Origin of the sequence: Micromonospora sp. CPCC 205539, assembly GCF_036906815.1 — a bacterium.
Classification (GTDB): domain Bacteria; phylum Actinomycetota; class Actinomycetes; order Mycobacteriales; family Micromonosporaceae; genus Micromonospora.
Genome location: NZ_JBAKHW010000005.1, coordinates 108,098 through 132,265, shown reverse-complemented (window position 1 = coordinate 132,265; position 24,168 = coordinate 108,098). Strand labels below are relative to the sequence as shown.

At 72.4% G+C, this 24,168-nt stretch carries 20 protein-coding genes; 12 read left to right on the top strand and 8 right to left on the bottom strand.

Features of this window, described 5'->3' with window-relative positions; all coding sequences use genetic code 11:
• Positions 1 to 50: 50 nt before the first annotated feature.
• Complete coding sequence (locus tag V6V47_RS07075) at positions 51 to 1,373, bottom strand: flavin monoamine oxidase family protein (protein WP_334627227.1); 1,323 nt, start codon at positions 1,371 to 1,373, stop codon at positions 51 to 53.
• Between the two features lie 134 nt (positions 1,374 to 1,507).
• On the opposite strand from V6V47_RS07075, the gene V6V47_RS07070 reads away from it, so the two are divergent.
• Both V6V47_RS07070 and fxsT read left to right on the top strand, forming a co-directional pair.
• Positions 1,508 to 2,755, top strand: coding sequence for a TIR-like protein FxsC (locus tag V6V47_RS07070; protein ID WP_334627226.1), 1,248 nt, complete (start codon positions 1,508 to 1,510; stop codon positions 2,753 to 2,755).
• 16 nt (positions 2,756 to 2,771) lie between these two features.
• The gene (gene fxsT, locus V6V47_RS07065; RefSeq protein ID WP_334627225.1) at positions 2,772 to 6,686 is read left to right on the top strand and encodes an FxSxx-COOH system tetratricopeptide repeat protein; all 3,915 of its coding nucleotides are present in this window, start codon (positions 2,772 to 2,774) and stop codon (positions 6,684 to 6,686) included.
• Between the two features lie 240 nt (positions 6,687 to 6,926).
• Here fxsT and V6V47_RS07060 read toward each other — a convergent pair whose 3' ends face one another.
• From V6V47_RS07060 to V6V47_RS07045, 4 genes are all read right to left on the bottom strand, one after another.
• The gene (locus V6V47_RS07060) at positions 6,927 to 8,666 is read right to left on the bottom strand and encodes an aKG-HExxH-type peptide beta-hydroxylase (RefSeq protein ID WP_334627222.1); all 1,740 of its coding nucleotides are present in this window, start codon (positions 8,664 to 8,666) and stop codon (positions 6,927 to 6,929) included.
• A gap of 3 nt (positions 8,667 to 8,669) precedes the next feature.
• The gene (locus tag V6V47_RS07055; protein ID WP_334627221.1) at positions 8,670 to 9,884 is read right to left on the bottom strand and encodes an FxsB family cyclophane-forming radical SAM/SPASM peptide maturase; all 1,215 of its coding nucleotides are present in this window, start codon (positions 9,882 to 9,884) and stop codon (positions 8,670 to 8,672) included.
• Positions 9,885 to 9,886: 2 nt separating this feature from the next.
• A complete protein-coding gene (gene fxsA, locus V6V47_RS07050; protein WP_334627218.1) occupies positions 9,887 to 10,078 on the bottom strand; it encodes an FxSxx-COOH cyclophane-containing RiPP peptide in 192 nt (63 codons plus the stop codon).
• Positions 10,079 to 10,303: 225 nt separating this feature from the next.
• Entirely contained in the window at positions 10,304 to 10,657 is a 354-nt protein-coding gene (locus V6V47_RS07045) for an ArsR/SmtB family transcription factor (RefSeq protein ID WP_334627217.1), read from the bottom strand.
• A gap of 99 nt (positions 10,658 to 10,756) precedes the next feature.
• On the opposite strand from V6V47_RS07045, the gene V6V47_RS07040 reads away from it, so the two are divergent.
• Together V6V47_RS07040 and V6V47_RS07035 are read left to right on the top strand one after the other, a co-directional pair.
• Positions 10,757 to 11,776 carry an NADPH:quinone reductase gene (locus V6V47_RS07040; RefSeq protein ID WP_334627215.1) on the top strand — a complete coding sequence of 340 codons (1,020 nt, stop codon included), beginning with the start codon at positions 10,757 to 10,759 and terminating at the stop codon, positions 11,774 to 11,776.
• A 95-nt stretch (positions 11,777 to 11,871) separates the two neighbouring features.
• A complete protein-coding gene (locus V6V47_RS07035; protein ID WP_334627214.1) occupies positions 11,872 to 13,005 on the top strand; it encodes a carboxylate-amine ligase in 1,134 nt (377 codons plus the stop codon).
• A gap of 17 nt (positions 13,006 to 13,022) precedes the next feature.
• Here the strand turns inward: V6V47_RS07035 and V6V47_RS07030 are convergent, their stop codons facing one another.
• Both V6V47_RS07030 and V6V47_RS07025 read right to left on the bottom strand, forming a co-directional pair.
• Positions 13,023 to 14,807: an N-acetylglutaminylglutamine amidotransferase gene (locus V6V47_RS07030; protein ID WP_334627212.1), complete on the bottom strand. Its 1,785-nt coding sequence runs from the start codon at positions 14,805 to 14,807 to the stop codon at positions 13,023 to 13,025.
• 165 nt (positions 14,808 to 14,972) lie between these two features.
• Entirely contained in the window at positions 14,973 to 15,401 is a 429-nt protein-coding gene (locus tag V6V47_RS07025; RefSeq protein WP_334627211.1) for a MarR family winged helix-turn-helix transcriptional regulator, read from the bottom strand.
• A gap of 82 nt (positions 15,402 to 15,483) precedes the next feature.
• Between V6V47_RS07025 and V6V47_RS07020 the strand changes: the two genes are divergently transcribed.
• The 6 genes from V6V47_RS07020 to V6V47_RS06995 all read left to right on the top strand — a co-directional run bounded on the left by V6V47_RS07020 (position 15,484) and on the right by V6V47_RS06995 (position 22,973).
• Positions 15,484 to 17,277: an ABC transporter ATP-binding protein gene (locus V6V47_RS07020; RefSeq protein WP_334627209.1), complete on the top strand. Its 1,794-nt coding sequence runs from the start codon at positions 15,484 to 15,486 to the stop codon at positions 17,275 to 17,277.
• A 41-nt stretch (positions 17,278 to 17,318) separates the two neighbouring features.
• Positions 17,319 to 18,287 carry an NACHT domain-containing protein gene (locus tag V6V47_RS07015; RefSeq protein WP_334627208.1) on the top strand — a complete coding sequence of 323 codons (969 nt, stop codon included), beginning with the start codon at positions 17,319 to 17,321 and terminating at the stop codon, positions 18,285 to 18,287.
• The gene (locus V6V47_RS07010; protein WP_334627207.1) at positions 18,284 to 20,398 is read left to right on the top strand and encodes a hypothetical protein; all 2,115 of its coding nucleotides are present in this window, start codon (positions 18,284 to 18,286) and stop codon (positions 20,396 to 20,398) included. Before V6V47_RS07015 ends, V6V47_RS07010 begins: the two co-directional genes overlap by 4 nt.
• A gap of 41 nt (positions 20,399 to 20,439) precedes the next feature.
• Entirely contained in the window at positions 20,440 to 21,012 is a 573-nt protein-coding gene (locus tag V6V47_RS07005; RefSeq protein WP_334627206.1) for a hypothetical protein, read from the top strand.
• Positions 21,013 to 21,090: 78 nt separating this feature from the next.
• Positions 21,091 to 22,617, top strand: a complete 1,527-nt coding sequence (locus tag V6V47_RS07000) for a hypothetical protein (protein ID WP_334627204.1) — start codon at positions 21,091 to 21,093, stop codon at positions 22,615 to 22,617.
• A 17-nt stretch (positions 22,618 to 22,634) separates the two neighbouring features.
• Positions 22,635 to 22,973: a hypothetical protein gene (locus V6V47_RS06995; protein ID WP_334627202.1), complete on the top strand. Its 339-nt coding sequence runs from the start codon at positions 22,635 to 22,637 to the stop codon at positions 22,971 to 22,973.
• Between the two features lie 30 nt (positions 22,974 to 23,003).
• On the opposite strand, the gene V6V47_RS06990 is transcribed toward V6V47_RS06995, so the two are convergent.
• Positions 23,004 to 23,156: a hypothetical protein gene (locus V6V47_RS06990; RefSeq protein WP_334627201.1), complete on the bottom strand. Its 153-nt coding sequence runs from the start codon at positions 23,154 to 23,156 to the stop codon at positions 23,004 to 23,006.
• Between the two features lie 41 nt (positions 23,157 to 23,197).
• Here V6V47_RS06990 and V6V47_RS06985 point away from each other — a divergent pair, with 41 nt between their 5' ends.
• Entirely contained in the window at positions 23,198 to 23,386 is a 189-nt protein-coding gene (locus tag V6V47_RS06985; protein ID WP_334627303.1) for a hypothetical protein, read from the top strand.
• Between the two features lie 143 nt (positions 23,387 to 23,529).
• Positions 23,530 to 24,156, top strand: a complete 627-nt coding sequence (locus tag V6V47_RS06980) for a lipoprotein (protein WP_334627200.1) — start codon at positions 23,530 to 23,532, stop codon at positions 24,154 to 24,156.
• The last annotated feature ends 12 nt before the right edge of the window (positions 24,157 to 24,168 follow it).

The window sequence follows — 24,168 nt, the reverse complement described above, 5'->3', positions numbered from 1 at the left end:
ACCCGCGCCGGTCCGGTCGCCACCCGCGACCGGGCCGGCGCGGCGCGCGGTCACCCCGCCACCACCTCTGCCGCCGCCCGCTCACCGGCGCGCACCGCGCCCTCCAGGTAGCCAGCCCAGCGGGTCGCCGTTTCGGTGCCCGCCCAGTGCACCCGCCCCACCGGTGCGCGCAACTGCGCACCGTACGTGTGCCAGGCGCCCGGGGTCAGCACGCCGCAGAAGCAGCCCCGGGTCCACGGGTCGGCCGACCAGTCGTACTCGACGAGGTCCAACGGATCACCCGCCCTGGGCCCGACCACGGCGGCGAACGCGTCCAGCACGCTGCGCCGACGTTCGGCCGGTGACATTCCGCGAAGCGTGGCGGCCTCCGCGCCGTAGCTGAACCCGGTCAGCACCCCGCGCTCCGTGACCGGAGTGCTGTTGTCCACCGTCTCGGTGAGCGGGCCGGTGCTGGCGGTGCTCACCCCGGAGAGCCCGTCGGAGCGCCAGAACGGCTCCGGGTAGACGGCGTGCAGCTTCAGCGCCGACCCCATCGGCATCCGCTGGGTCAGTCCGTCCCGCAGGGCCGGCAGCGGCGGCTCGTACCGAATCCGGCCGGCCAGCGTGGGCGCGAGCGCGACCACCACCGCGTCGGCGTCGACGTGTTCGGCGTCGGTGCGCACCGCGACCCCGTCCGCGTCCTGCCCGATCGCGTGGACCGGCGCGGACAGCCGCAGCGTCCCTGGCGGCAGCGCGGCGGCCATCCGTTCGGCCAACGCCGGCGGCCCGCCCACGATCCGGTCCTGCTGCGCGCCGCCGGCCATCGCCAACAGCCGTCCCGTGCCGCCCCCGCTGCGCAGGTAGAACAGCAGTTGCAGCAGGGAGATCTCGTCCGCGCCGGCCGCCAGCAGCCCGCCAGCGAGCAGTCGGCCCAGGTAGTCGGCGGTGTCCGAGTCGCCGGCCGTCGTGCGCAGCCAGCCACCGAGGATCGTCCCGTCCCACCGGGTGGCCTCCGGCGCGCGCCAGGGCGCGGCCGGATCCAGTTGGGCGGCGTAGCCGTCGAGCAGGTCGAGCACCCGGCTCACCTGCGCCGGCGGCTCGGCCCGCCGCCGCCCGGCCCAGAGCACGGCGGGCGCGCCGGCCGCCGCCGAGGCGAAGGTGCCCAGCCCGTACTCGGCGACCAGCGCGTACATCCGGTCCTGGGTCGGGCCGATCCACTGCGCGCCCAGATCGAGTTGGGTGCCGTCGGGCAGCCATCGGGTCAGCACCCGCCCTCCGACCCGGTCGCGGGCCTCCAGCAACCGCACCCGCGCGCCGGCCCGGCTGAGCGCCAACGCGGCGGCGAGACCGGAGAAACCAGCGCCGACCACGACCACCCGGAGTCCGTCCGTCACGCCGCGGCTTACCCACAAACGTCGGGCATACGACTCTTGGCGCGCCCGGGGCGATGATCGCGTGACGGCGGGGTAGGCATCGACGGCCCTATACTGTGCGCACCGGTCGTGGAACCCGTGAGCGGAGGCGGGGCGTGCCACTCTTCTTCCTGAGCTACGCCCAAGAGGACAACCGCAACGGTCAGGTGCAGGCGTTCTTCGCCGACCTCCGCGAGGCGGTGGCCGGGCTGGCCGGGGTCCACTGGCACGAGGCCGGTTTCATCGACGGCCAGATGCTGCTCGGCAGCACCTGGACCGACGAGTTGGCCGGGGCACTGTCCACCAGTGCCTGCCTGATCGCGTTGACCTCCCCCCGGTACGTCGTCAGCGACTACTGCGGCCGCGAGTTCCGGGTGTTCGCCGAGCGGATCGACGAACACGAACGGCAGTTCCAGGTCCGCCCGCCGGCGCTGGTGCCGGTGCAGTGGATCCCCTGCGACGGCCTGCCCGACGTGGTCCGGTCCTACCAGTACCGCAACTTCCCGACCGGCACCGTGTACGCGCAGGACGGACTGCTCACCCTCAAACAGCGCCGCCGGCACGAGGACGACTACAAGGACTTCGTCGACGCGCTGGCCAAGCACGTCGTGCGCACCGCCCGCGAGCACACCCTGCACCAGCCGGCGCAACGGCCGGTGCTGGCCAAGGTCACCAGTGCCTTCGGCCAGCCGGTCCGACCACCGGCGGTGCTCGGCCAGGGCGACACGGGCGCGGGCGCGGCGCAGCGGGCCACCAGCGCACGGCACGTGCACATCGTGCTGGTGGCCGGCAGCTCCGCGGAGATGGCCGACAGCCGCCCCGGCGCCGAGGAGCGCTACGGCGCGGTGGCCTGGGACTGGCGGCCGTACCGGCCCGAGCTGGACGTGCCGATCGGCAGCTGGGCCGGGGCCATCGCCACCACCAAGAGCTACGGCTGGACGGTGGAGGACGCGGTGGACCTGGCCGCGGTGCGGGAGTGGGCCTGGGCCCACAACCAGATCGTCGTCCTGGTGGTCGACGTCTGGTCGGCCGATCTGACGCGCTACCGGCGGAGCCTGGACGGCTACGACCGCGACACCGAGTCCCGGGCGCCGGTGCTGGTGCCCTGGACGGCCGCCGACGACGCCGCCGCGGGCGGCATCCGCAAGATGTGGGAGACCCTGGCCCGGGTGCTGCCACACCACGTGGTGTCCAACATCCGCGACGGCACGGTCCGCACGGAAATCGCCACCTCGGCCCGCTTTCAGGAGGAGCTGGAGGGCGCGCTGGTCGTCGAACAGGGCCGGATCTATCGCACGGGCACGGTCTACCAGGAGCCACACTCGGACGGCTCCGGGCAACGCCCGATCCTCGAAGGTCCCTAGGGGAGGGAGGCAGGCCATGGCGGTGAACGAGACGGCGCACGGCCAGATCGTGACGTTCTACTCGTACAAGGGCGGCACCGGCCGGACGATGGCACTGGCCAACGTGGCCTGGATCCTGGCCAGCAAGGGCATGCAGGTGCTGGTGGTCGACTGGGATCTGGAGTCACCCGGCCTGCACCGCTACTTCCACCCGTTCCTGCGGGACAAGGAGCTGCGCGCCACACCCGGTGTGATCGAGATGATCTGGGATTACTCGATCGCCACCATGCAGCGCAACCGGGAGGACGACTCGCAGGAGCTGCTCACCGGGCACGCCAAGATCCAGCGTCGGGCGGTCTCTCTGGACTGGGACTTCAGCCACGGCGGTGTGATCGACTTCGTGGCCGCCGGGCAGCAGGACGCCGCGTACTCCCGGCTGGTGAGCACCTTCGACTGGGCCACCTTCTACGAGCGGCAGGGCGGCAGGTCGTTCATCGACGCGGTGCGCGCCCAGATGCGTGCCGAGTACGACGTGGTGTTGATCGACAGCCGCACCGGGCTCAGCGACGCCGCCGGCATCTGCACCGTGCAGCTGCCCGACCTGGTCGTCAACTGCTTCACCATGTCCACCCAGAGCATCCGTGGCGCGGCGGCGGTGGCCCGCTCCATCCGCGGCCAGCGTCCGGACGACCCGCCGCTGCTGCTGCCGGTGCCGATGCGCGTCGAGGACGCCGAGCTGCGCAAACTGGAGACGGGTCGGGACCTGCTCCGCGCCGAGTTCGCCCCGTTCCTCGACCACCTCACCGACTCGGCGGCGGCCCGCTACTGGAACACCATCGAGGTGCCCTACCGCACCTTCTACGCCTACGAGGAGATCCTCGCCGCCTTCGGTGACCGGCCCGAGCAGGCCGGCACCCTGCTCGCCGCGTACGAGCAGCTCGCCTCGTTGGTGACCGGCGGGCGGGTCACCGCACTGCAGCCGATGCCCGAGGAGGACCGGCGTCGCCTGCTGACCGAGTTCGAGCGCAGCCGGCTCACCGCCGAGCAGGGTGTCCTGGTCAGCTACGCCTCCGCCGACCGGCTGTGGGCCGAGTGGATCACCGACCAGTTGGAGGAGGCCGGGCTGCGGGTGGACCGCCGGGCGGTGGACGTCCCGCTACGCGCCGGCGGGCGGGCCGAGCTGGACCGGGCCGTCGGCGGCGCCAGCCGGGTGCTGCCCGTGCTGACCTGGCAGTACGCGGGCGCCTCGCTCGCCGCCGAGGTGTGGAAGACCGCCGCCAGCCGGGACCAGCTCGGCGGTGGGCACGTGCTGTTCCCTTTACGGGTGGACGAGTCGCGGCTGGCCGTACCGTACAGCGACCGCAGCCTCGTGGACCTCACCGACGTCGACCAGTCCACCGCCCGGACCCGGCTGCTGGAGGCGGCCGGCGCCCCGGCGGCCGCGGTCGGCGGGCGCGCGGTCGGCCGGTTCCCCGGCCCGTTCCCGACGGTGTCCAACGTCCGTCAGCACGGCACCCCGTTCGTCGGGCGGGCCGTCCAGATCGAGGCCCTGCGGGACCGGTTCACCGCCGCACCCGACTCGGCGACGCAGGTCGTGCACGGCCTCGGCGGGGTCGGCAAGACCCAGCTCGCCGCCGAGTACGCGCTGCGCTTCGGCCGCGACTACGACCTGGTGTGGTGGATTCCGGCCGACAGCGAGGACCGCATCCGGGGCGGGCTCGCCGACCTCGGCCAGGCGATGGGGCTGGGCACCGGCGGCGGCGACGCGGCGGTGCGCCGGGTGCTCGACGCGCTGCGTCGGGCCGGGCCGGGCCAGCACTGGCTGATCGTCCTGGACAACGCGGGCGAACCCACCCGGGCCACCCGCGCGCTGCTCCCGCAGGGGCCGGGTCACGTGCTGCTGACCACCCGCGACCAGAGCTGGGGCGAGTACGCGACCGCGACCGAGTTGACCGTTTTCGAGCGCGCCGAGAGCGTGCAACTGCTGCGCGACCGGGTCCGTGGGCTCACCGAGGACGAGGCGACCCAGGTGGCCGAGAAGCTCGGCGACCTGCCGCTCGCCGTCGAGCAGGGCGCCGCGTACCTGCGGGCCACCGCGATGCGGGTCGAGGACTACCTCGCCTCGCTGGACACGCCCGGCCTGCTGCGGATCCTCGACGGCCGACAGTCCGCCGGCTACTCGAAGGCCCTCGCCGCCACCTGGCTGGTCACCCTGCGTCAGCTGCGCCAGGAGAAGCCGGCGGCGGCCCGACTGCTGGAGCTCTGCTCGTTCTACGCCCCGGAGCCCATCCCGGTCGCCATCCTGACCGGCGACCGCTTCGCGAGCTTCATGGCCACGTTCGATCCGACGTTGACCGACCCGATCCTGCAGGGTCTGGTCACCGCCGAGCTGGGCCGCTACGGGCTGGCCCAGGTGGACGCGGAGAACAACTCGGTTCGCGTCCACCGGCTGGTCCAACTGGTCATCCAGGACCAGCTCGGTGACCGGGAGGAGGAGACCCGCCGCGAGGCCCAACTCCTGCTCGCCGCGGCGGGCCCGCGCGACCCGGACAAGCCGGCCGACTGGCCCCGGTACGCGGAGCTGTGGCCGCACGTACGCCCCAGCGGGCTGCCGTCCTCCACGATGGACGAAGCACGGCAACTCGTGGCGGACACGGTGCGCTACCTCTACAAGCGCGGCGACTACGACACCAGCCGGGCGTTGGCGCAGGAGTCGCTCGACAGTTGGCGGGAGACCGACGACGACGACCCGACCAAGCTGCGGATGCGCTTCCACCTGGCCAACGTGCTGCGCGCGCAGAGCCAGTTCGACCGCGCGTACGACATCGACCGGGACGTCTACGAGCGGCAACGGCGGATCTTCGGTGAGGAGCACCTCTACACCCTGATGACCGCCCGCAGCCTGGGCGCGGACCTGCGCGCCCAGGGCCTCTACCACGAGGCGGAGGCCCAGGATCGGCGCACCCTGGAGCTGAGCGTCCGCACCTTCGGCGATGACAGCGGCCGGACCCTCACCGCGGAGAACAACCTGGCCGTGTCGCTGCGGCTGGTCGGCGACTTCCGCGGTGCCGTCGAGCTCGACCAGCACATCCATGAGCGGCGGCGGGCCCGCTTCGGCGAGGAGGACCCGTTCACCCTCGCCTCGGCCAGCAACTATGGGCGCGGGCTGCGCGACACCGGCGAGCTGTGGCGCTCGCACAGCGTGCTGCAACGCACCTACAACTCCCAGCAGAAGGTGAACGGCGTCGACCACCCGGAGACCCTGCGGACGGCCAAGGAGTTGGCCCTCACCCTGCGCCAGCTTGGCCGCTTCGCCGACGCGCACCGGCTCATCGAGCGAACCGTGGTCCGCTACCAGCGCGTCCTCGGTGGCGAGCACGCCGACACGTTGTCCGCCGAGATGGCGCTGGCGACGACCTGGTCGGCGGTGGGCGACAACCAGACCGGGCTACGGCTGGCCCGCCGGCTGCGCGACGCCTACAACGAGGTGCTCGGCGAGACCCACGCCATCACCCTGGCCTGCCTGAACAATCTCGGCGTGCTGGTGCGTAAGCAGGGCGACCACAGCCAGGCCCGCGACCTCTCCCAGCGGGTCCGCGACCAGTTGCTGGCCACCCTCGGCGAACGGCACCCGCACACCCTGCTGGCCACGCTCAACCTCGCCAACGACCTGTTCGCGCTCGGCGACCGGGACACCGCGCTGCTGCTGGACACCACCGCGTACGTGGAGCTGACCCGGGCGCTCGGCGCCGAGCACCCGGACACCCTGTCCGCGTCGGTCAACCTGGCGTTGAGCCGGCTCGCCACGGAGACCGAGGCGGATGCCGGGAGCGCCCTCTACGACGAGGCGTTCGGGCAGTTGGTGCAGCTCTTCGGTGGGGACAACCCACGGGTGGTGCAGGCCCGCCAACGGGACCGTTCCAACGCCTACATCGAGCCGGCGCTGCTCTAGCCCTCGCGACACCACCTGCCGTGCGGTCGTGCCTTGCCGTGCGGCTGTGCCTTGCCGTGCGGTCGTGCCTCTTGCGCGCCCTTTGCTCTGCTTCAACGCACGCAACACCTAGCGGCGCTAACTGTTGCGCCCGTTGAAGCAGAGCAAAGGATGCGATTGAACGGCTGGCCGCTCCGGCGTGGGCCTTGGCAGCCTGCCGTCAGCTGACGCCGGGCGCCTTCTTCTGTCGCCGGTTGGCCGTCAGCTGTCGGCGGTCCCCGGGCTGGCCGCCGCCCTGGCGGGGTGGGCCAGCCAGGTCGCCACGGCGAGCGGGTCCGAGCCCGGCAGCGCCCGGCTGACCGCCCGGACCAGCTCGGGCCGGCTGATCAGTGCCAGGACCGGGGCCGCCTTGCCCGTCCGGCGCGCGGCGAGGGCCAACCCGACCCAGGCGTCGGCGTCCTCGGAGTCGGCGACCAACCGCCGTCGGTACCGGGCCAGCGCGTCGGTCAGTTCGTCGGCCGCGTACGCCCGATCGCTCGCGTCCAGCTCCGACGGGTCGCCACCGCCCAGCAGCCGTCGCCGCACCGCCGCCTCCGGGCCGGTGCCAGCGGCGAGTGCCGGGCGGGCCGTGGTCGGCACGACGGTCGGCCCCGGCCCTCCGGCCGAAGGTGGCACACCCCGCCGCCAGGCCCGCGCCAGCCGCTCCACCTCGTCCGGGTGGGGCACGAGGTTGGCCAGGCCCCAGCGAACCGCACCGCCGTCGGCGACGTCCCGCACCGCCGCGGCGACCGCGCCGTCCACCGGGTCGCGCCAGCCGCGCAGGGTCGTGGCCATGCCGGCCACCAGCGTCCGCCCGGCCTCGGTCAGCTCCGGCGACTCGGCGAGCTGCCGGACCGCCCGCAGGGTCTGCTCCCGCCAGTACGCGTACTCGAAGGCGGCGGTGACCCCCTCGTGCCGCCGGCAGCGCCACACCTCGGCTACCCCGAGGTGGGCGTACGCGCCCTGCAGCAGCGCGCCGACCGGGCGCGGGTCGAGCCGCCACGGCGCCCGGTAGCGGGCTGGCCCGCCGGGCCGGTGCAGCGGTACCAGGTCCAGCAGCGCGCCCAGCTTGGTGTGCTGCAGCTCGTGCACCAGCAGCAGCGCGAGGGCCGGCGGATCGGCGGGAAGGGAGAGCGCGATGGCACCGAGCGCGTCGCGGCTGGTGGCGCTCACCGGGTTACCGGATGGCGGCGGCAGCAGTGGCACCAGCGAGCGCAGCAGCCCGGCGAGCCCGTCGGCGTGCGCCGGCAGGTGGGCCCGCAGCCACTCCCAGGCATGCCCGGTGAGCTGGCTCAACCGGGCCGCCGCCGCGTCGTCCAGCCGCGCCGTTGGCGGTCGGTGGTAGCAGTGTCGCCACGGGTCCTGGTCGTCGATGACCACACCGATCCCCTCGGCGGCGAGAACTCGCCGGACCGGCAGCCAGCGCACCTCGCCGCCGTCCGTCCCGACCCGGCGGCCGTGGCTGATCTGGACTCCGTCGTGCGCCTGGCCCTCGGTGCCGATCCGCAGCGTGCCGGGGTCACCGCGCAGCAGCACCGGCCCGGCGGCGAGACCGGTAGCGGCGCCAACGGTAGGAAGCAGCAGCATGCCGTCGGCCGGGCTGGGCAGTGTCAGCGTGAAGGTCAGCCCGGCGCGGGTCGCCGCCGCTGCCGCGAGCGCGGCCAGGTAGGTCGGGCCGGTGGAGCCGTCGAGCGCGGCGCGGGCCCAACCGGTGACCGGCGGGTGGGTCAGCACCTCGGCCACCGCGGCAGGGTCGGCGCGTTCGGCCCGCGTGAAGAGGTCCAGGCTCTGCCGGACCAGCGGCTGATCACCAGCGGCGCGGGCGGCGGCCACGGTGAGGAGCCGACGTCTGCCAAGCTGCCCGCCCCGCAGCACCGTCAGGGTGTCGCCGGCACTGAGCCCGCCAGCCAACCCGGCGAGCTGCGCGGCCGACAGCGGCCCGGGCTGCCGCGTCTCGGACACCGTTCACCGTCCGGCCGGGGCCGACAGGTCGGAGACCCGTCGGCGCACCGCGTCCAGGTCGGCGGTCACCACCGTTTGCACGTGCCGGATCAGCCGGAACAGGTCGGCGCAGTAGACCGACGGGTGGGCGAAGCCGGCGTCGTCGCGGAAGCGGTGCGCGTACAGGCCACCGCCGCAGGTGCCGACGACCGGGCAGGCCCGGCAGGCAGGGGCGAGGGCCGCGACCCCTTCGGGTCGTCCGGCGAGCGACGGATGGCGCAGCGCGTCGTCGAGGCTGTGCCGGAAGACGTCGAACCCGGTACGCATCGCCGACGCGGTGGTCGTCTTGAGGGTGTCCGTGCCCTCGATGGTGCCGTCGGTCTCGATCGTCATCACGTCGGGCTCGGCGGCACCCAGCGCCTGGGTGCCGCTGCGCCCACCGAGCAGCAACGCGATCAGCGACTCGAACAGCCGGATGCCCGTACGCCGGGGCGTCTCGGAGTACCAGCGGTCGAAGACGGCGATCAGCCAGTCCGCGTACGGGGTGGCGGGATCGCCGGGGTGGCGCCCGGGCGGGGGAGTGCTCCAGTTCCCGTGCGGCAGCAGCAGATCCAGTCGGGGCGGGTCGAACTCGCGCAGGCCCTCGTAGACGGCGATCGGGTCGTTGGCCAGGTCGATGGTGCAGAGCAGGCCGGCGTAGCGGGACCGGTGCTCGGGCCGGGCCAGCAGGCGCAGCGCCCGGGCCACCTCGGCGAAGCTGCCCCGGCCGTCGGCGTGCCGCCGGCCGCGGTCGTTGGACCTGCGATCGCCGTCCAGGCTCACCCCGACGTCGATGCCGTGGGTGTGGCACAGGTCCAGGGCCGCCTCGTCGAGCAGCAAACCGTTGGTCTGCATCGCGATGTCGAGCGTGGTGCCGGTGGGCATCGCGTCGCGCAGGGTGCGGACCGTCCGATCGAGTACCACGACGCCGGCGAGCAGCGGCTCGCCGCCGTGCAGCACCACCCGCACCCGGTCGGTGCGGTGGCGGGCCACGTGCGCGGCCAGCCGGTCGGCGACCCGGCGCACGGTGTCGGGCGCGATGACCCGCGGCCGGTTCCGCCAGCCCTGGTCGGCGTGGCGGTAGACGTAGCAGTAGTCGCAGGCCAGGTTGCAGCGTGAGTGGACCTTCAGCACCAGTTGGCGGATGCGGGGCGCGGCAGGGCGGTGTCGAGCGGCCGACGGCGAGGCGTCGGCCGGCACGATCAGAAGCTCGACTCGAAAGCCGACACGTCGCCGGGCCGACCCGGCTCACCCTCGGCAGCCAATGTGCCCAACACGTGGGCCAGGACGCCGTCACCCGCGCCGGCCAGCAGGTCCGCGAGGGGGACGTCGCCGAGTTGCACCAGGGCGGCGCCGGCGGTGAGGGGAGTGGGCGGCTGGTCGTGGTCAGCCACCGTGGACCGTCCTTCGGTCGAAGACCGGCACCTGCGTCACCGCTGCGCTCACTCCGCCTTTCTACACCATCGCGCCCGGCCGGCGACGGCGCGACACCGCAGCCCGGACGCGCTGGCCGCCGTGCCGTTACCTGGCGTGCCGCCGAGGCCGCTCGGCGGACGCCCCGACCGGGACCATCGATGTCCCGGGCCGGCTGTCGAAGAGGGTGGCCGTCGTTGTCGGCGTCACGGGGTCGAGGCCGGCGATTCCGCGGCGGCGCGGGCAGGGCCGTGTTCCCGGAGCATGGTCAGCAGCCCGGGAAACCGCTGCTCCACCTCGTCGTAGCGCAGCGTGACGAGCCGGCGGATGCCGCTCACACGTGTGCGGATCAGGCCGGCATCGCGCAGCACCTTGATGTGGTGCGACAGCGTCGACTTGCCGATGGCGACACCGGTGTCCTTGAGGACGTCGCTGCCGCAGGTCCAGTCCCCGGCGGCGTCGAAGGCGCGCACGAGCGTGAGCCGTACCGGGTCGGCAAGCGCGCTGAGCACGACGTCGATCGTCACGGTCTCGATGGCGGGTTCGATCACCTCGGTCACGAGACGAAGCCTAGCCAGATCTTGCGAAATGTTCGAGCCGCGTCGTACTGTTCGACGCAGCTCGAACGGTACGACGCAGATCAAACTAAGGACGAAATCATGAAGGCGATCATCTACCGCGACAACGGCGGCCCCGAGGTTCTCCGGCTCGTCGAGCGTGACCGGCCCGCGCCCGGACCCGGCGAAATCCGCGTCCGGGTCGCCGTCTCCGGGGTCAACCCGACCGACTGGCAGGCCCGTTCCGGCAACGCCCACCGCAAGCAGTTCTCCGAGATCACCCCGCACCTCGACGGTGCCGGCGTGGTCGACGCGGTCGGTGACGGGGTCGATCCGGGCCGGGTCGGTCAGCGGGTGTGGCTGTTCATGGCCGCCGCCGGGCGACCCACCGGCACCGCCGCCGAGTTCACCGTCGTACCCGCCGATCAGGCCGTGGCACTGCCCGACGAGGCCGCGTTCGACATCGGCGCCTCGCTCGGCGTCCCCGCGCTCACCGCACACCGCGCGCTCACCGTTGCCGAGGACGGGCCCCGCCGCCTGCACCCCGGCGCGCTCGACGGCAGGGTGGTGCTCGCCGCCGGCGGGGCCGGCGCGGTCGGGCACGCGGTCATCCAGCTCGCCCGATGGGCCGGCGCCACCGTGATCGGCACGGTCAGCGGCCCGGAGAAGGCGAAGCTGGCCACCGCGGCCGGAGCTAACCACACCGTCAACTACCGCGAGGGTGACTCGGTCGCGGCCATTCGTGCGATCGCCCCGGACGGCGTCGACATCGTCGCCGAGGTGGCGCTGGGCGCCAATCTGCCTCTGGACCTGGCCGTGCTGCGTGCGCGCGGCACGATCGCGACGTACGCCAACGAGGGCGGACAACCGATCGAGCTGAACGTGGGGCAGAACATGGTGCTGAACACGCGCCTGCAGTTCCTGGTGCTCTACACGGCTGGCCCGCAGGCGCGCGCCGCAGCGGTCGAGGACGTCGCCGCCGCGCTCCGTGACGGCGCCCTGCCGGTCGGCGAGGAGCACGGCCTGCCACTGCACCGCTTCCCGCTGCACCGCACCGCCGACGCTCATCGGGCGGTGGAGACCGGCGTGGTCGGCAAGGTACTGGTGGACGTCACGACCTGACGATCAGCGCGTTTGCCGGCGGCCCGTGCCGGGAACCCGAGCCGCCCGTCGGTCGGGGTGTCGACCCCTGGCCGCAGCAGCGGATGGAGGCGGCCATGGCGTACCGTCCGACGACCGTCGACACCGTACCCGACCTCGGCGTCCTCACGCTCGGCGTCGAGGAGGAGTTCCTGCTGCTCGACCCGGCCAGCGGGCGGAACCTGCCGGTGGCCGATGAGGTGCTGGCCGCCCTGCGCGGCCCGGCCCGCGAGCAGAGCCGGCAGGAGTTCCGGCACAGCATGGTCGAGATGGTCACCCCGGTCTGCGCCGACCTCACCGAGCTGCGGGGGCACCTGGTGGCCCTGCGCCGCTCCGCGGCCGACGCCGCCGCGGCGGCCGGGGCCCGGCTGGTGGCGGTCGGGGCCACCCCGGTGGCGGAGCCGCACCTGACGGTGCCCGACAAACCGCGCTACCACGCGATGTCCCGCCGGTACGGCCCAGTCGCGCACGATCCGGCGGTCTGCGGCTGTCACGTGCACGTCGGGCTGCCCGACCGGGAGCTGGCCGTACAGGTCTGCAACCACCTGCGGGTGTGGCTGCCCGTGGTGCAGGCGATCACCACCAACTCGCCGCTGCACGACGGGCGGGACACCGGCCACGCGAGCTGGCGGTCGATGCAGTTGGAACGCTGGCCGAGCATCGGCCCGACGCCGTACTTCGACTCCGGCGCCGACTACGACCGGACGGTCGACGAGCTGATCGCCGCCGGCATCATGCTGGACTCGGCGATGGTCTACTGGTACGCCCGGCCGTCGGCCTCGTACCCGACCGTGGAGGTGCGGGTCGGAGACGTCTGCCCGAGCGTCGACGACGCGGTGCTGGTCGCGGCGCTGGTCCGGGCCCTGGTCGCCGCCCTCGCCGACGATGTCCGCGCTGGCGTGCTCGCCCCGCCGGTCCGCGACTGCCTGGTGGCCGCCGCACACTGGCGGGCGGCCCACGACGGGCTCGACGGTGAGCTGATCGATCTGCGGGCGGGCGGGACCAGGCCCGCCTGGACCCTGGTCGACGACCTGATGGCGGTGGTCGCCCCGGCCCTGCTCCGGCACGGGGACCTGGGGTACGTGCTGGCGCAACTGGCCCGGCTGCGCCGCGACGGCACGGGCGCGACCCGGCAGCGCCGGGTGTTGGAGCGCACCGGTGACCTGCGCGCCGTCCTCGACGACCTGGCCGCCCGCACCACGGCGGCCTGACCGGCGAGCGCGCCGGCTCAACGGATGTCGTGCGTCTGGAGCCAGAGTTCCAGCAGCCCGAGTTGCCACAGCTTGTTGCTCCCGGCCGCCGCCTCCGCGCCCTCCGGCTCGGCGAGCAGCCGCGCCACGTACTCCGATCGGAACAGGCGCCGTTCGCGCGCGGCCGGCGCCTGCAACGCCTCGGCGACCAGCGCGCGCACCGGCCCGTCCACGTTGCGCAGCGCGGGCACCGGGAAGTAGCCCTTGGGCCGGTCGATCACCTCGGCCGGCAGCACCTCCCGGGCGACGTCCTTCAGCACACCCTTGCCACCCCGCGCCACCTTGTGCTCGGGCGGGCAGTGCGCGGCCTGGGTGACCAGGTCCTGGTCGAGGAACGGTGTGCGCACCTCCAGGCCCCACGCCATGCTCATGCTGTCCACCCTCTTGACCGGGTCGTCGGGGAGCATCAGGTGGGTGTCCAGGCGCAGCACCGCGTCCAGCGCGCTCTGCGCCCCGGGCGCGGCCAGGTGCGCGGCGAGCAGCTCCCGGCTGGCGTCGTGGTCCAGCGCGTACGCCGGGCCAACGATGTCGCGCAGCTCGTCGTGGTCGCGGTCGAAGAACGCGGCGGCGAACGTCTCCTCCGCGCCGTGCCGAGCGGCCTCGGTGAGCGGCTGGTGGTAGCCGTACCCGGCGAACACCTCGTCGGCGCCCTGCCCGGACTGGGCCACCTTCACGTGCCGGGCGACCTGCTCGCAGAGCAGGTGGAAGGCGACCACGTCGTGGCTACCCATCGGCTCGGTCATCGCCAGGACGGCGCGTCGTACGGCGGGCACCAGGTCGTCGTCGGCCAGCGTGATCCGATGGTGGTCGGTGTCGTACGCGCGGGCCACCAGGTCGGAGTAGTGGAACTCGTCGCCGGCCTCGTCGCCCCGGCTCTCGAAGCCGATGCTGAACGTCTGCAGGTGCTGCTGCCCTGCCTCGGCGAGCAGCGCCACGATGAGGCTGGAGTCCAGCCCACCGGAGAGCAGCACGCCGACCGGCACGTCGGCGACCAGCCGTCGGCGTACCGCCGTGCGCAGCGCGTCCCCGACGGCGGCCCGCCAGTCGGCGACGTCCATGCCGGCGTCGGCCGGTTCCCGGACGTAGTCGGGTCGCCAGTACACCTCCTCCCGGCTGCGCCCGTCCGCCTCGATCACCCGCAGGGTGGCCGGCGGCAGCTTGCGGATGCCCCGCAGCACGGTCCGGGGTGCGGGCACGATGGAGTGCCAGGACAGGTAGTGGTGCAGTCCCACCGGGTCGATGCTGGTGTCCACGTCGCCGGCGCGCAGCAGCGCGGGCAGGGTGGAGGCGAACCGGAGCCGCCCGGGGCTCTCGGCGAGGTAGAGCGGTTTGATGCCGAGCCGGTCGCGGGCCAGCACCAACCGCCGCCGGACCCGGTCGACCAGCCCGATGGCGAACATCCCGACCAGGTGGTCGACGAAGCGCTCGCCCCAGTGCGCGTACGCCACCAGGATCACCTCGGTGTCGCTGGTCGATCCGAAGGCGTACCCGGCGTGCCGCAACTCCTCGCGCAGCTCCGGGTAGTTGTAGATGCAGCCGTTGAAGACCAGCGCCAGACCCAGGTCGTCGCGGACCATCGGCTGACCGCCCGCCTCGGATAGATCGATGATGGTCAGCCGGCGGTGCCCGAGAGTCACCCAGCCGACCGCGTACAGCCCTTCGCCGTCCGGGCCGCGGGAGCTCATCGCCTCGGTCATCCGGGTCACCGCCGCGGCGTCGGGCGGGTGGCCGTCGAACCGCGCCTCGCCGCTGATCCCGCACATCAGGCGCGGTGGTGCAGGTGGGACACCAGTGCCACGAGCATCCTCCTGTGACGTCGCCCCGGCGGGTGATGGCCGGGAGGAGCCGCTGGCTACCCGGGCGCGGGGTGCGCAAACCCGGCGTCCGCGCCGGCCGGCCGCTGCGGGGGAGCGGGCCGCGTCGGCGGTTCAGCCGCGCAGCGTACGCAGGATGCGGGCGAGTTGGGCGCGGTCGGCGTCGTCCAGGTGGCCGAAGAAGCGGTCGGCCTCGGCCCGACGGGCGGTCCGGATGGCCTCGATGACCCGGTCGCCGTCCTCGGTGAGCGCGACCAGGGTCGCCCGCCGGTCGGCCGGGTCGGGCCGGCGCTCGACGAGCCCTCGGGTCTGGAGGTCGTCGACGACCTCGGTGGCCGAGCGGGGGGCGATGCGCAGGTGTTCGGCGAGCGTGCCGGGGCGCAGCTCGCCGTGTCGGGCCAGCACGCCGAGCGCCCGGGACTGGCTGGGGGTGACGTCCCACGGCTCCAGGGACTCGCGGGCCTGTCGGCGCAGCCGGCCGGCGACCGCCCAGAACGCCTCCGCCAGGCTGTCGTCGTCGCCGTCCGCGGTGCTGTCTGTCACGGGGAATACGGTAGCAGGGAATGCGGTTGTTCCCTCATGATGAGGTAACCTCAGCAATATCCCCGACGAGAGGCAGTGCCCCTTGGAACCCACCCCCGCAGGCCGCGACCGCGGCCACCGCACCGTCAGCGCCGCCGAGAAGGCGCAGGCCCGACAGGTGTCGCTGCGCCGCATCGGCCGGCTGTTCACCGCACACCGGCCCGCGTTGGCCGTCGTCACCGCGATCATCGTGGTCTCCTCGATCGTCGCGATGGCCAGCCCGTTCCTGCTCCGTACCGTGATCGACCGTGCCCTCCCGCAGGGTGACGTGACCCTGCTGGTCTGGCTGGTCCTCGGCATGGTCGGGGTGGCCGCCGTCACCTCGGCCCTCGGCGTCATCCAGACCTGGATCTCCACCCAGGTCGGGCAGCAGGTCATGCACCGGCTGCGCACCGACGTCTTCAGCCACCTCCAGCGGCAGTCGCTGGGCTTCTTCACCCGGACCCGCACCGGCGAGGTGCAGTCCCGGATCACCAACGACATCGGCGGCATGCAGTCGGTGGTCACCTCCACGGCCACCGCCGTCGCGGCCAACCTCACCACCGTCATCGCCACCGCCGTCGCCATGGTGGCGCTCTCCTGGCAGCTCTCCCTGGTCTCGCTCGTGGTGCTGCCGCCGGCGATCTGGCTGACCCGACGGGTCGCCCGGATGCGCCGCGAGATCACCGCCCAGCGCCAGCGCGAGCTCGCCGACCTCAACGTCACCGTCGAGGAGGGGCTGTCGGTCAGCGGCGTGCAACTGGCCAAGACCCTCGGCACCGGCCCCGCGCTGATCGACCGGTTCACCGCCTCGTCGGCCCGCCTGGTCGACCTGGAGCTGCGCAGCGAACTGGCCGGGCGCTGGCGGATGGCCGCGATGAGCATCGTCTTCGCCGCCGTACCGGCGGTCATCTACCTCGCCGCCGGGCTGCCCGGCACCTCCGGCACGCTGAGCATCGGCACCCTGGTCGCCTTCACCGCCCTGCAGGGCGGCCTGTTCCGACCGCTGATGGGCCTGCTCAACGTGGGCGTCTCGCTGACCGCCTCGCTGGCGCTGTTCGCCCGGATCTTCGAATACCTGGACCTGCCGGTCGACGTGGACGACCCCGCCGAGCCGGTCAACCTCGACCCCACCCGGGTCCGTGGGCACCTGCGCCTGGAGGACGTCACCTTCGGCTACCCGGGCAGCGACACCGCCGCGCTCGCCGGAGTCACCCTCGACGTCCCCGCCGGCACCAGCCTCGCCCTGGTCGGCGAGACCGGCTCCGGCAAGAGCACCCTCGCCGGGCTGGTCAGCCGCCTGCACGACCCGACCAGCGGTCGGGTCACCGTCGACGGCGTCGACCTGCGCGACCTCCGCCTGACCGACCTGGCCGCGATCGTCGGTGTGGTCAGCCAGGAGACCTACCTGCTGCACACCACCGTGCGCGAGAATCTGCGGTACGCCCGCGTGGACGCCACCGACGCGGAGATCGAGGCCGCGGCCCGCGCCGCGCAGATCCACGAGCTGATCGCCGGCCTTCCCGACGGGTACGAGACGATGGTCGGCTCACGTGGCCACCGGTTCTCCGGCGGCGAGAAGCAGCGGCTGGCCATCGCCCGTACGCTGCTGCGCGACCCGCGCATCCTGGTCCTCGACGAGGCCACCAGCGCGCTGGACACCGAGACCGAACGAGCCGTGCAGCGGGCCTTCGACCTGCTCGCCGAGGGGCGCACCACGATCACCATCGCGCACCGGCTCTCGACGGTCCGCGACGCCGACCAGATCGCGGTGCTCGACCACGGCCGCATCGTCGAGTCCGGCACCCACAGCAGTCTGCTGCACCGCAACGGCCGCTACGCCACCCTGGCCGCCTGAGCGGGGTGTCCCGGCGACCTCGAAGCGACCACAATCATGCGGTGCGGCGTCGAGTGTGGAACTGGGGTCTGCTTGGCATCGTCGGCGCGCTGGCGGCCGGCGGGACGGCCTGGGTCTGGTTGCGCTACGACTTCGAGAAGGTCAACTGGGCCTGGGGCGTCGTCGCCGGCTTCATCGCCGTCTACGTCTTCCTTGGCCAGGTCTTCACCGAACGGTCGACCGTGTCCACGGCGATGGTCACCGACCGGCGTGCGGCGGCGGACCAGCTCGCCGACCTGATCCGCCGCGACCGGACCGACGAGACACTGCTGCGCGCCGTCGACGAGCCGTACCCGCTGCCGGTGCGCTGGGCCAACGGCCCGGACCGGCTGCTCCCCTCCTGGCGGTCGATCGGCCGATCCAGCGACGCGACCCCGCTTGACCTCTCCGGCCGCGACGGCACGCTGTGGAGCCGCTACCGGAGCGTCCCGTCGGGGCGGCTGCTCCTGCTCGGTTCGGCGGGCTCCGGCAAGTCGATCACGACGTTGCGGATGGCACGGGAGCTGCCCGCGCACCGCGAACCAGACGCACCCGTCCCGGTGCCGCTGCCCGTCGCGACGTGGGACCCCGACCGGGAGAGCTTCCCCGACTGGCTGGTCAACCGGATCGCCCGGAGGTTTCCGCAGCTCGCCGCCGACCATCCTCGCCGGGAGGCCGTCCTGCGCAACCTCGTGGAGGCGGATCTGGTGGTACCCGTCCTCGACGGCCTCGACGAGATGCCCGAGCAGCGGTTGGTCGCCTGTCTCGAGCAGCTGAACGAGCTGGCCACCCAGCGGTTTGTGCTCACCTGCCGCACGTCGGTCTACGAGCGTTACCTCGTCAAGGGTGAAAGGCTGCGCGGCACCGCCGTGGTGGTGCTCGAACCGCTGCGCCCCGCCGAGGTGGCCGACTACCTCGTCGACGCCGCCCCGTTCCACCAGTCCGAAACTGGTCGACCGTCGCCGCCGCGATCGGTGACGGTGCGGAGTTGACCGGCGGGCTGTCCACGCCGTTGATGGTGGCGATGGCCCGCACCGCCTTCGAGCAGCCCGGCACCGATCCGCGTGAACTGCTCCCGCTGGCTCTTGAGCAGGGCAGCCGGTCGGTGGAGGACGATCTGCTGACCAGGGCCGTGGACGCTTCGCTGCGCTCCGGCCGGGGCCGGCAGGGGCTGCGCCGGTGGGAGCCGGACGCCTCCCGCCGGTACCTCGAGTTCCTCGCCGGACACCTGGAATCGCTCGACCAACGCGAATTCCGTTGGTGGCAACTGCCCGCCGCGCTGCCCGGTCCATTCTGGGCGATCATCGACGGTCTGCGAACCGCGCTGGCCGTCTGGGTGGCCCTCACGTACGCCCACGACGCCCTCACCTCGACCGCCGCGTTGGTCACCGATCTCGGCATCCACGACCTGCTGCTCTGGCTCGCGCGCCACCCCGACGGCTTGGCATCCGCCGCCTTCCTGCTGGGCGCGTGCGCGGCGGCGCTGCGCGGCGGCACCGCGCGGGAGACGCCTCGCCGGGTGGTGTTCGTCGGAGGCTGGCGGGCCTTCGGCGAAGGGCTCGTCGGTGGCCTGTTCCTCGGCGGTGTCGCCGGCTGGATGACGCTGACGCTGATGCTGTCCGTCGCGCTGCCCCCGGAGGTGGCTGCCCGGCTCGACCGCGTGCCGGCCCTGCCGCCCTCGTTCGGCGATGAGCGAGCCGCCATCCTGGTCGGTGTGCTCCTGTGGGGGTACGTCGCCGTACGGTCCGGACTGCGGGTCGACGTCGCCGCTCCGGCTGCCGAGCTGGGTGCCACCAGCGCCGTCGAGACCGTCAACGCGGACCGCGCCGCGAGCGTCGCGTCGGCCCTGTTGTCCGTCGCGTCCGCCGTCACCTGGGTCCTCGTCGTCGCGTCGGCATTGACGCTGGCCGGTGTGCTGCCCGCCACGCCACCCCTGGCGTCCCTGGCGTACGGCGGGTTCGGTCTGGGGTTGGGTTGGTGGTTGTATCGGCGGGGCGACGCCGCCTGGATCCGGTTCACGGTGGTCCGGGTGGTGCTCGAAGTCCGGGAACGGCTGCCCTTCTCGCTGCTGGGCTTCCTGGCCTACACGGAATCCGTCGGCCTGCTACGGCACAGCGCCGGGGCGTACCGGTTCCGGCATGGCCGTCTCCAGAACCGGCTGGCCGCCGGCCTGGTGGCCGGGCGGCGGGGGAGTCGGCTCCGGGAGATGTTCGGCATCGAGCTCGCCGGCGCCGGCTACTGGACCGAGGCGCTCGGCACCTTCACCGATGTCGCGGGGGCTCGGGCGACGAACATCGGGCCAACCGACAATCTGACCGTGGCGGCGCTGCGTAAGGCGCTGCTGGTCGGGGCCGCAGCCGGGCAGTGGACACGGCTCAAGGATCTGCTGGCGCTCATGCCCGCGCCGCCCCCGCCCGGCGCGACCACGCCGGCGCTGCCGCAGCGTCACCGCGTCGCGAGTCTGATCGCTGCGGGCGCGCCCCTGGCCGAGCTGCGGGTCGCCGCCGAGGATTTGCGCCGCCGGGAGGCCGACGACGAGGATTCCGGGACCGACGAGTTCCTGGCCGCGCTGCGCTGCGCCGAAGGTGACACCGACGGGGCGCGAGCACTGCTCGACCGGCTGGTACCGACCCGCGGTGCGAGCGACGGCCAGTCCTCGGCCGACGGTGGGCTCGCGCGATCCGCGCCGATCGCGGCCGGGCTGCGGGTCCGACTACTCCTGGACGACGGCGAGGTGGCGGCGGCCGCCGCTGTCTGCCACCGTGAACTGCTGCTGGCCGACCGGGTCGCGGAACGGGACGACCTGCTGCTGGCACAGACGTGGAGCTGGTCGGTGGAGGTGTTACGCCGGGTCACCGACGAGCGCGACGAGCTTCTGGGCCGGGTCCACGCGGCGCTCGCGGAGCAACGTGGGCGACGTCCCGCGCTGACCCGGCGGGAACTGGCGGAGATCGGTCTCCAGCTGTGCCACTCGATGGTGGGGCATCCGACGCTGGGGCCGGTCGCGGTGGCGGCCAGCAGACGACTGCTCGGCGTCCTCGCCGAAGCGGCGATCGTGGCACGGACCGCCCGACGCGGTGCGCCGATGTGGCACAGCGGCTAGCTGCGGTTCGGGCCTTGCACCGCCCTGGCAACCTCGGCGGCGTGGGCACGCTTCTGACACAGCTTCCGGCGCTGATCGGCGTCCTGGTCGGCACCCTGGGCACGATCCTCGCCACCTCCTTGGCCGACCGCGCGCGGTGGCGGCGCAGCCAGAGCGTCCGCTGGGACGAGCGGCGGCTCGACGCGTACGTCGAGTACGCGCACGCCATCAAGGAGAACCACGCCGTGGCGCTGCGGATGACAGCCGATCACCGACCCGGATCGCGCAGCCACCCCATCGGCCGCGAGGAGGGACTGGCCCAGCTGGCCGAGGCGGACGCCCGGCGCACCATCGTCTGGGAGAACCTGCTGCTGCTCGGCGACGAGCCGACGGTGGTGGCCGCCGCAGGGTGGCGGGACGCGGTCTGGCAGGTCGAACGGCTCGCCCGGGGGATCGCCGAACCACCAGGTGACATCGCCGATCTGCTCAGCCGGGTCAACGAGGCGCGCGACGACTACTACCGGGCGGCCCGCCGCAGCCTGGGCGTCCACGGTGGATCGGTGGAGCAGTCGGGGTCCCTGCAGCGGGCGCTGCTGGATCGGTCGTCCGTGCCGGTTGTTGACTGTGCGGGGTGATCGGTGCTGCGGGGCCCCAAGTCGGCAGTTGCAAGATCATGGACAGTGCATTGACAGTGAAAGCTCTACTGTCCTGGCATGCCGTCATCGACGCAGGGAAGCGTTAGCACCGACAACGCTCCCGATATCAGGAACGGTCATCCAGATGGGCGGGCGCCACTGCCCTCTGCGCCGCCCGATCTGGCCAGCCGGGAGATGTGCTGCGCCGCGCACCTCCATCCGGCGCTGGCTGCGCAGGTGCTGTTGCATTACAGCGCGGACAATCCGAGAGCGTGGTGCCCGTCGTTCGGTGTGGACGTGGTAGCGCTGGTTCGGCACGCCCAGGCCGCCAATGCTCATTGGCGCAGTCTGTACAGCGCTGTGGCGTTCATACGTTTCACGCTGATCGCGCTGATCGCGCTGGGTGCCCTCCTCCTCGGGCTCGGAGGGCTGGCGACAGTCCTGCTGTCGCTGCCCCTGATCGCCGTCATTTACGGAGTGGGGTGGCGCACCACCTACCGCAGCCTCCAGCAAACCCGTGCGGCGGCCGTGGAGACGATGGTGGAGGGCGCGGACTTGGCGCACCAGGTCGTCAAGGTCGATGCCGATCTGGAGGAGGATCTCGCCGTCCTGCAGGCAGCCAACATCATTGCGTTCTCGGTTGACGCGGAGAGCCCTTTCGTCGGCAGCGGCACCGAAGTCGGTCGGTGGGCTCTGCCCCCGATCGACGTCAGCCGCAGAGGCGGCAAGACGGATGATGGGACTCCTCCACCCACCCCCTTCTCGATTCGAGAGCTGCATGACTATCTGATCCGTATCGCCCGCTCAAGGCTCGGATTGGAAAACATCGAGATCGAGAAGCGGCTGTACGTGCGGGGGGACGTGCTCCCGGAGTGTGACGGCCTCCTCTCGCCCGACGATCTGCGGCCGTTGCCCCGCGTCGACGACTACTGGGTTGATCTCGGAAGTGACGCGCCGGGGGAGCAGGCGAGGACCTACGTCTGTCTCGCGAAGAGCCTCGTCGGTGGTGAAATCGTGGTCACCCTCTTCGCCCGCTGCACGCTCCAGCAGAGTGTGCTCTCTTGCGAGTTCGCCGCATACGTCCTGCCCCCGGTCCTTCGCATGTCCGCGCGCTCGACGGACTTCGGTGGCGTGTTCGGCGAGAATCTGGGCCCGCTTCATGGGCGCTCCATCGAACGTGCCCTCGCCATCGCGGCGTGGCGTACGTTCGCCGCTGAGCTGTTCCTCCGCTCGGACCGGGGTGTAGACCTGGCTGAGGCCCACGAGGAGCGGATGGTGGAGCAGTACCAGGCCCTTGAGGAGGGCCGGCGTTACGACTACGGCGCCCCCTACAGCGTTCGCGAGCTTGCGTCGACCTCGAGCATCGACAGCTATTTCGAGATGGTGGATGTGCGCGACTGCCTGCTGAGGATGCAGCGAGGGGCGGTCGACTGTCTGATGGCCTTCCTCGACGAGAAGGGGATCGACACGTCCGAGATCGCTGAGGGGAGGCAGCGGATCATCAACAACATCACGAACATCGGCGAGGTGTCCGGCACGGGCAACATCTTCGGCCATCACGGGCGAGTGGCCAATTCCTATCGCGATGATCAATCGGACGAGTGAGTCGGGAGCGTGCGTCGGTGAGTGAATTCAACTTTCAGGGCGAGATCAGCGGTGCGGGGAACGTCTTCGGTGACAACGCTTCCGTGCACAACGGCAACAATGACTTCCGTCAGGGCGCGGACCTCTCGCGGCTCGTCGACGTGTTGATCAGGGAGGTCGCGCTCCACCGGGCGGAACTGCACGAGGCCGAACGGTTGACGCGGTTGGCAAGTGTGGCTGCCGCTTACGCGGCGGAGCCGCAGCCCAACGCGGATGGCATCCGCAGTCTGCTGCCTGCCTTGACCGCGGGTGCCGGCACGGTCACGGCCGTCGCCGATGCCGTACTGCGGATCTCGCAGGCCGTCAACGCCCTCTGACGTTGCGCCGGAGCGGTCCTGTCCGCGCGCTCACCAGTGGCCGGAGTTGTCAAGGTGTTCCCGCGACGGCTTGCACTCCCGCGCGTGCATCGTCTGCCAGTCGCGCAACGCCCGCTTGATGCGGTCGTTCTCCTGGCTCAGCAGCCGTACCGTCTCGTTGAGAGCGGTCAGCTCGTCGGCCACGCGAGCCTGGAACTCGCGTACCTCGACGGGAGCGGGTCAACATCGAACTTGACGGCGCAACCACCCACGGGGACCCCGCCGAACGCGAGATCGACCTACGCCGTGACGCCCTGCTGGCCACCCTCGGCATCCTCGTCGTGCGTGTGACTCGCCGTCGCCTGCTGGCCAGCCCCGCCGAGGTGCGGAGTGAAACCCTGGCCATCCTCGCCTCCCGCCGCTCTCACCCATGATCAGTGTGTCGTGAGTAGTTGTCAGCGGGCCTCAGGAACTGCTGGTGACGCAGTGATCATGGGGGCAGTACGCAAAGCCCGCGTCGGTTAGCATCCGTCGGCCGTCGCGTCGACGGCATCGACGATGTGGGGACGATACCGAGATGAACCGACGGGTGGCCATGCTGGCCGCACTCACCCTCGCCGTGACGGCCGGCTGCGCCGAGAGCGGTACAGAGACCACAGCGGCGCCGTCGTCGTCAGCAAGCCCGATCGCGTCCGGCCCGCCGTGGCACGACGAGGTCGCCCCGGCCGAGGCTGGCGCGACGGTGGGTGCCAAGGGCAGCGAGTGCGAGCTGCCGATCACGTTCTCGGTCCCGGCCGACTGGAAGGTGACGAAGGTGTCCGGGGAGGCGCAGCTCGTGGTGGGCCGTTCGACCCTGAAGTGCGAGATCGACGCCAAGCCGGCCGGCCTGGTCGGGTTCCTGCGGGTGTGGAGCATCAACGAGAGCTTGCCGAGCGAGGGCAAGACCGATGTCGAGCGCTTCGTCACCGAGTTCGCGAAGGACCCGAAGGCCGTGTATCGCCAGGTGAAGGCCGGGCCGCTCGACTCGAGAGAGGCGTCCTACGTGGAGGAGGACCTCGACGGGAAGCCGAACCCACATCGGGCGATCGTCGTGGCGGCGGTCGGCGGTGACACGTTGCTGGCAATCGGTGGCATGGACGCCGACGAGTTCCAGGACCTCCTGCCCGGTTACCAGTTGGCTAAGCGCAGCGTCAGGCCCGCGTGAGCCTCGGCGTGC